The organism is Actinotignum schaalii (assembly GCF_028864145.1).
Classification (GTDB): Bacteria; Actinomycetota; Actinomycetes; order Actinomycetales; family Actinomycetaceae; genus Actinotignum; species Actinotignum schaalii_B.
The window spans coordinates 40,111-46,985 of the sequence record NZ_JARBHJ010000015.1; the positions used below are offsets into that span (position 1 = coordinate 40,111).

Annotated in this window: 5 protein-coding genes; 1 reads left to right on the plus strand and 4 read right to left on the minus strand. The window is 59.8% G+C overall.

Annotated features, from left to right (window positions below; genetic code table 11):
* Nucleotides 1–75 precede the first annotated feature (75 nt).
* The 4 genes from PWJ82_RS04600 to PWJ82_RS04615 all read right to left on the minus strand — a co-directional run bounded on the left by PWJ82_RS04600 (nt 76) and on the right by PWJ82_RS04615 (nt 5,632).
* Nucleotides 76–2,232: a CAP domain-containing protein gene (locus PWJ82_RS04600; protein WP_274735531.1), complete on the minus strand. Its 2,157-nt coding sequence runs from the start codon at nt 2,230–2,232 to the stop codon at nt 76–78.
* Nucleotides 2,233–2,495: 263 nt separating this feature from the next.
* Nucleotides 2,496–3,164, minus strand: a complete 669-nt coding sequence (locus tag PWJ82_RS04605; protein ID WP_274735532.1) for a rhomboid family intramembrane serine protease — start codon at nt 3,162–3,164, stop codon at nt 2,496–2,498.
* Nucleotides 3,165–3,404: 240 nt separating this feature from the next.
* A complete protein-coding gene (locus PWJ82_RS04610; protein WP_274735533.1) occupies nt 3,405–4,916 on the minus strand; it encodes an ATP-binding protein in 1,512 nt (503 codons plus the stop codon).
* Between the two features lie 194 nt (nt 4,917–5,110).
* Entirely contained in the window at nt 5,111–5,632 is a 522-nt protein-coding gene (locus PWJ82_RS04615; RefSeq protein WP_016442080.1) for a peptidylprolyl isomerase, read from the minus strand.
* Between the two features lie 144 nt (nt 5,633–5,776).
* On the opposite strand from PWJ82_RS04615, the gene PWJ82_RS04620 reads away from it, so the two are divergent.
* Entirely contained in the window at nt 5,777–6,724 is a 948-nt protein-coding gene (locus PWJ82_RS04620) for a hypothetical protein (RefSeq protein WP_274735535.1), read from the plus strand.
* The last annotated feature ends 151 nt before the right edge of the window (nt 6,725–6,875 follow it).

Below are 6,875 nucleotides of genomic sequence, written 5' to 3' on the forward strand. Positions count from 1 at the left end.
CCTTATTGTTTATGTTCGCGTTAGTTGGCGCATTACGCCTGGTTAGCGGGCGAACTTAGCGCCGCGCGTTCGTGCTTAGCGCCGCACCGCCGGGGTATCGGTTCCGTTACCGTCCCAATCACCCACGTACAGTTCGTCACTCACGCGCCCGTAGCTGAGAACGGAATCGGCGTTCCCAGCACCCAGCGAGTTCTTGACGTAGATGGTGTTGCCGCGGCGCACCGCGAAGGTATCGCGGCCATCGCCATCGAAATCACCCAGGATGGTGGCATCACCGGCGCGCCCGTAGGCGAATACATGATCCGCGATTCCCGAGGAAATGTGGTTCTTCACGAAGTAGGTGCTCCCGCGGCGCACCGCAAAGGTGTCGACACCGTCGCCGTTGAAGTCACCGGCGTACACGGTGTCCCCGTAGCGGCCGTAGTTAATGACCTGGTCCGCGTTCCCGCTGTGGAGGGAATTGAGAACGTAGAAGGTATTACCGCGCCGTACCGCGAAGGTATCGCGGCCATCGCCATCAAAATCACCCACGAGGATCTCATCGCCCACGCGCCCGTAGCTGAAGGCAATATCAGCGGCGCCGCCATCCACGGAGTTCTTCACGTAGATCATGTTTCCGCGGCGCACCGCGAAAGTATCCGTGCCATCCCCGTTCCAATCGCCGACGAGCACCTCATCGCGCGCCCGGCCGTAGGAGAACACCGAGGATGCCTGCGTGGATGTCCAGTCATTCGATACGTAGAAAACATTGCCGGTATCGGCCGGACGCACCGGGGTATCGATCTGGTTCACCCGCTCCTGGGCGCGCAGCACCTCGGCTTCGGCCTTCGCGAGCTTAGCGATGAGATCGCCAGCTTCGGCCATCTTGGCATCAACATCCTTGAAACGCGCCACGGCCTTTTCCCATGCCTTCTTGGTTTCCGGGAAGGTCTTTTGCGCCTTGAGTGCTTCATCGTAGGAGTGCTTGGCAACGAAGTGAACGCTGCGAGCACTCTCCAGGGCTTCCCGGGCCTTGTCGAGTTTTTCGCGCGCGGCCGGATCTTCCTTGCCGGCGTTCGCGCGCTGGAAAGCATCCTGCGCTTCCACCACCGCGCGGCGGGCTTCAGGGGTCCCGTGGGTCATATTTTCGCGAGCGCTACTGATGTATCCGTCCAGGCGAGCCAGGTACTCCGCGGTGGTGTATCCGGGCAGGAACTGATCGCCAATCATGCCCTTGCTCGCGAAGGTGTTCCCGAAGAAGTAATAGGGCAATTGATCGGGATCCGCAATGGCGAAGCCGGTGGTCACATAGCCCGGATCAATAATATTGACGTAGTGCCCCACACTCGGGCCGCGCACGCCTCGGTCATACTCAGCCTTTTCCTTGTCGTACCACAAGGTGAAGGGATCCCCACTGCGGCTGGGCATGGCAGCGATATTCTCGCCGTAATTGAAGCCCCCCACGTGATCGAAGAAGCCGCCGTGCACATTCACATTGGCGTTAAGCTGGGCATGAGCCATAAGCCCGGAGGAAATCTTGAGCGGGGCGAGCCCGTGGCGTGCCCGCAGCTCATTGAGCTTATCCACTCGGTGAATCGATTCGCGCATGAGATCAAGATTCGTCGCATCCCCGGGTTGCCCGAGCTTGGTGTATTGCGGAATCGGGACATCGTTGATGGTGCTCGTTTGAGAGAAAGCCTCAACAGCCACCGTATCTCCCATGGCCTCGAAAAATCCGAGCGATCCACGATTCCAACGGGCCTGAGCTTCCCGCTTGGATGCTTCAAGGGCGGCATTCGCGCTATCCATCTGGCGCTGCGCCGCGGCCACGGCCGCCGAATCGGGCTGGGTAGCTGCATCGTATTTTGCCTGGGCCTGGTCAAATGCACGCTGCGCTGCCGCCAGTTTAGCAACGGCATCATCGTATTTCTTCTTGATCTCATCAAAGTTATCGACGTAATACTTTTCGTTGTTATAGCGCACTTCCCAGGTACTACGCTCCGTATCAGCCTTGGCCCATTCCTGCGCGAGCTCGCGCGCTTCGGCCACATCAATGCCCTTGGCTTCCAGTTCGGCAACGATAGCATCGCGATCTTTAATAGCTTTCGCCAGGCAAGCCCGCAGCTGGTCCGGGGACATTTTCCCCGCATTGCAGACCAACCGGGCCGGCTCGTTCGGGGTGGTGGCCGGCAGGGCGTGGACTGCCAGCGGGGCGAGAAGCGTTCCCGCCAACATGAGTGCTGTTGTGCGCATATGTGTCTCCTTCGATCAGCGCTATGCTCCCAGGTAATTTTCAGAATATAGGCACATACGTTGAAAAATAAGTGACCCTGCGCACTGTCGCGAAGTCGCCGGGGATAGCCGGTACAACCCGGAATACACACCCAGCTCAGGGGTCTGTTATCCCCAGCCGGGGATAACCCTGTGGATAATTACATCGATGTTATTTGGGTGCGGATTGCGAGGTGGCGGCGTCGTCGTACAAAGAAAGAACGACGGCGCAGCTTGACGCTCCCCTACCGGTACCCGAAGAAAATCGCTGCCACCAGGAATGCCGCACCGAGCAGCAACACGGCAATATCGCGGGCGGTGAGCGCGCGGGAGACGCGGCGCCGGCGAGAAATCACGGCCATAAGCAGCGCGCCCATGAGGAGGCCGCCAACGTGAGACTGCCAGGAAATATTGGTGCCGGGCAGGAAACTGATCGCGAGGTTAATGGCGATGACCACCGCCATTTGGGTGAAGCTACCGCCGAAACGCCGCAGCACCACGAACATCGCCGCGAAAATGCCGAATACGGCGCCGGATGCGCCGACGGTGCCGGTGTAGTAGTCGATGTCGGTGGAGACGGTGTAGAGGACCATGACGTTGCCGGCCACCGCGCTGAGCAGGTACAACCCCAGGAAACGCCACCAGCCGATCATGCGCTCCAGCACCGAACCGATCAGCCACAGCGCATACATATTGAAAAGCAGATGCGTGAAGCCAGCGTGCATGAACGTGGAGGAGATGAAACGGTAGGGCTCCTCGTGGGCGATGCCGGGAGAGAAAATGAGGACCTGCCCCACGCGCGCGTCGAGCCATTGGGTCAGCAATAGCGCCACATTAACCACGATAAGCGTGATGGTGACATAGGGGATGGGTTTGCGGATCTGAAGACGGCGCTTCTTGGGAACGTTGTGCACTTTCGGCCTCTCTGCGCGGTCATCCCGCTCGACAACTCTGAATCAAGCGTACCGGACGGCGCGGGGGTGTGACCGGGTGGACGGTACCGGATAGGCGCGGTACCGGATAGATGCGGAACCAGGTGTAGCCAGCAAGCTCTCAACTTAACACTCAACTCAACACTCATGTATGTGACTGTTAAGTTGAGTGTTGGGATGAGTGTTGAGTGAGTGTTCCCGCACGCCGAGCCGCGAGTGCACCTAAATGCCAGGTTGAGCGAGGCGGTAACGCTGCTTCGGGCTCGTCTTCGGTTCGGTGCGCTGCACCTCGCCCTCGGTAACCAGCGTATTAAGAACCGCTCGGGTGCCGCCCAGGCTAATTCCGGCAGCTCCGGCCAGTTCACGGCTGGTGGCGCTGGCATGCGTGCGCAAATAGTCGAGAATACGTTCACGCGAGGAGGTCCCCGCAGCGGCACCCTGCTCCGCGGGTGTCATGCGGCGGCGCTCGAAAGTCAGACTAAAACTATCCAGGCGGTCGACAGGCCGCGCGGGGGGAAGCATTTCCCGCTCCAGCTGAGTCATAATTTCCTGATAGCCACTCCCCCGGTTTTCCGCCACAAAACCACCTTCTTCGAAGGGCGTAGATTCCAGCAGCCGAGCCAGGAATTGATTTCGTGTGGAGGAGAGTCCGGTTGTACCCAGGGAATCAATGGTGACCGTGCCGAATAGCCCACCCGGATTGATTACCTCCAAACGATCCGCGTAGAGGTTCAACTGCACCTGCGTACCGCGCGCCACCGGAGAATAATCGCGATGCATCAGCGCATTCGTGAGCGCCTCACGCACCGCAACGAGCGGATAATCCACAAGGTCATGCCGAAAAGCACCGCGCACCACGCCACCCACCCGCATATTTTTTGCGACGACGCCGACACCGTCGGCCACCAGGGCGGGAATGGGACCCGCCAGCGTCCCCGAGTCCAGATGCCGCTGCCCGGAAAGCGAAGAAGCTTTGGTTGATCCCGGGTAAACCGCGTAGGTAACCGTGAGGCGAGGGAAGAACTCCTGGGGATACGTACCTAAGCAGAGCAGACCAGCCAGGGTGGGATGGCGCTGCCCATCCGGGCCAGTTCCGATAATACGTAGCTGCTCCATCGCGGTTTCATCCGGAAGTTTCCCGAAAATGCGCGGGTGGTTGAGGCGTTCGCGTTCTAGGACCGCGTGGAGGAGGTCTGGGTCTAGGGAATCGAGGCTGGCTTCCTCCACCAGGTCGGTATCCCAATGCGGTTGTGTTTTGTTTTCCAGGAGGCGATCAATTTCGTAGGCGGAAAGTTTGCGGTCCCCATCGCCGGTGCGGATATAGGATCCGCCGTACACATTGCGAGTGGTGACATAGCAGGGTTTATCGCGCGGCTGGAGCGGCGGGATCGCGGCCATGACCAGCGTGGTTTCTCCATCAGTGGTGTCTCCATAGGGAACCATGGCGATATCCGCGCGGACCGGTGGCGTGAGGCTATCGCTGCACACCCCCGCGAGCGCATCGTAAATCCGCGCTGCCGGGAACTTAGGAACCGGCGTGAAGCCGCGGGCCTCATCGAGGCCAAGAACAATCAAGCCACCCGAACCGTTGCTGAATGCCGAGAGAGTCTCCACGATACTTTTGGGCAAGCCGTGGGCGGCCGCTTTCACTTCGATGTGCTGAGAATCGCGCCCTTGCTGGCGAAAACCCTCAATAAGACGGCCCGTTTCCTCGCTTGTTGTGGGGATGCGCATAGCGCCATCCTACGAGCTCTCAACTTAACACTCAACTCAACACTCATGTATGTGAGTGTTGAGTTGAGTGTTGGGATGAGTGTTGAGTGAGTGTTCTGGCGCGCGGCGAGCATCGCCGCCGGCAGAGCACACAAAAGCGGGGCGGTACCTGGGTACCACCCCGCTCATCACGTATGCGGAATTTTGCGTATTGCTTAGTCAATAATCTCGACGGAGGAAATCACCACGTCATTGAGCGGGCGATCATTTCCGCCGGTGGGAACCGCGGCGATCTTATCCACAACCTTGGTGGATTCCTCATCGGCAACCTTCCCGAAGATGGTGTGCTTGCCGAGCAGCCACGGGGTGGGTGCCACGGTGATGAAGAACTGCGAACCGTTGGTGCCCTTGCCGAAGCGGGTTCCGGCATTGGCCATGGCCAGCACGTAGGGGGCATCAAAGTTGAGGCCGGGAGCGATTTCGTCGTCGAACGTATAACCGGGACCACCGGTGCCGTTACCGAGCGGATCCCCGCCCTGAATCATGAAACCGGAGATCACGCGGTGGAAGATCGTTCCGTTGTACAGCGGATCGGTCGAAGCCTGACCGGTGGCGGGATTGGTCCATTCGCGTTCACCGCGAGCTAGTCCGGTGAAATTAGCGACCGTTTCGGGCGCTTCGTTCGGGAAGAGTTCGACGCGAATATCGCCTTCGCTTGTGTGAAAAATTGCTTCCATGCGCTCAAGTCTCGCACACCTCATGGTTTTATGCCACGCGAAAAGCAAACGTGATTCACGTGACAAATGGGGGGCGAAAAGTGAAACAATAGAGGGGTACTCAATCGCAGGAGAATTCTGTGGTTCAACGGTAGGAGGTCAACGATGGCTTGTGGACGAAGCCGCGCGGACAAGCGTGCCAAGAAAGCGCAGCGGGAGGTTGACGCCATTATGGCGAAAATCGATGACCTGCGCAGCCAGGCCGAACGCACCGCAAAGAAAGCCCAGCTCAAGGGGAAGCGGAATCAGAAGAAGTGGGAGCACAAGGCAAAGAGCGCCGCGTCCGATTTCCAGGATTACGCGAAGCAGGCCGGTGAACGCCTGAGCGATTACGCCAATCAAGGTTACGAATGGGCGGCACCACGCGCCCAGGAGCTGGCCGAAAAGGCGAAGCCGTACGTGGAACAGGCGAAGGCCGTGGGCAACGATCTTGCGGAGAAGGCCAAGCCCTACGTGGAGCAGGCCCGCGATAACGCTTCGGAGTTCGTGGAGAACGTGCGCAATGATTACCTCCCGCGCGCCCAGCGCGCCCTGCACGCCGCCGCCGAGGCCGCCAAGGGCGAGGGCACCGTAGCCGAACGCGGCCAGAAGATCGCGCGGGTGGCCTCGCGTGAGATTCAGACTCCCGAACCGGTGAAGAAGTCCCGCGGGAAGGGCCGAGTTTTCGGCACGATCGCACTGGTTGGCGGCCTTGGGGTTGCGGTCTACTACCTGTGGAAGCGCTCCCAGCCCACGGAGGATCCCTGGGCGGAAGCCTACTGGGAAGATGTGGACGGCGTGAAGGCTCCCGCGGAAGATGTGGAAGATTCCGTGAAGGCCGGTGCTGAGGAGGTTGCGGAAGCTGCGGAAGATGTTGCGAACGACGCCGCAAGCGCAGCTGGCGACGTAGCGGACAAAGCCAAGCGTGCTGGCTCCCGGGCTGAAGATGCCGTCAAGGAAGGCGCACACGAAGCCAAGGATGCGGCTGAAGATGTAGCCGATAAGGCCAAGGAAGCCGCGCAGCACGCGGCTGACCAGGCCAAGGATATCGTCGAAGATATCGCGGAGAAGTAAAACTAACACAGCAGTAGCGAGCGCGGGGGCGGGGGGGGGGTTTTGCGGCGGGGCGGGGGGTTTTTTTTTTTTTTTTTTTTGATTTTGTGTCTCAGTCAAAAAGGCCGCGGCCCCGATTTTCAGCCGCCCCAGCTTGTCCCCCCCGCGGGCT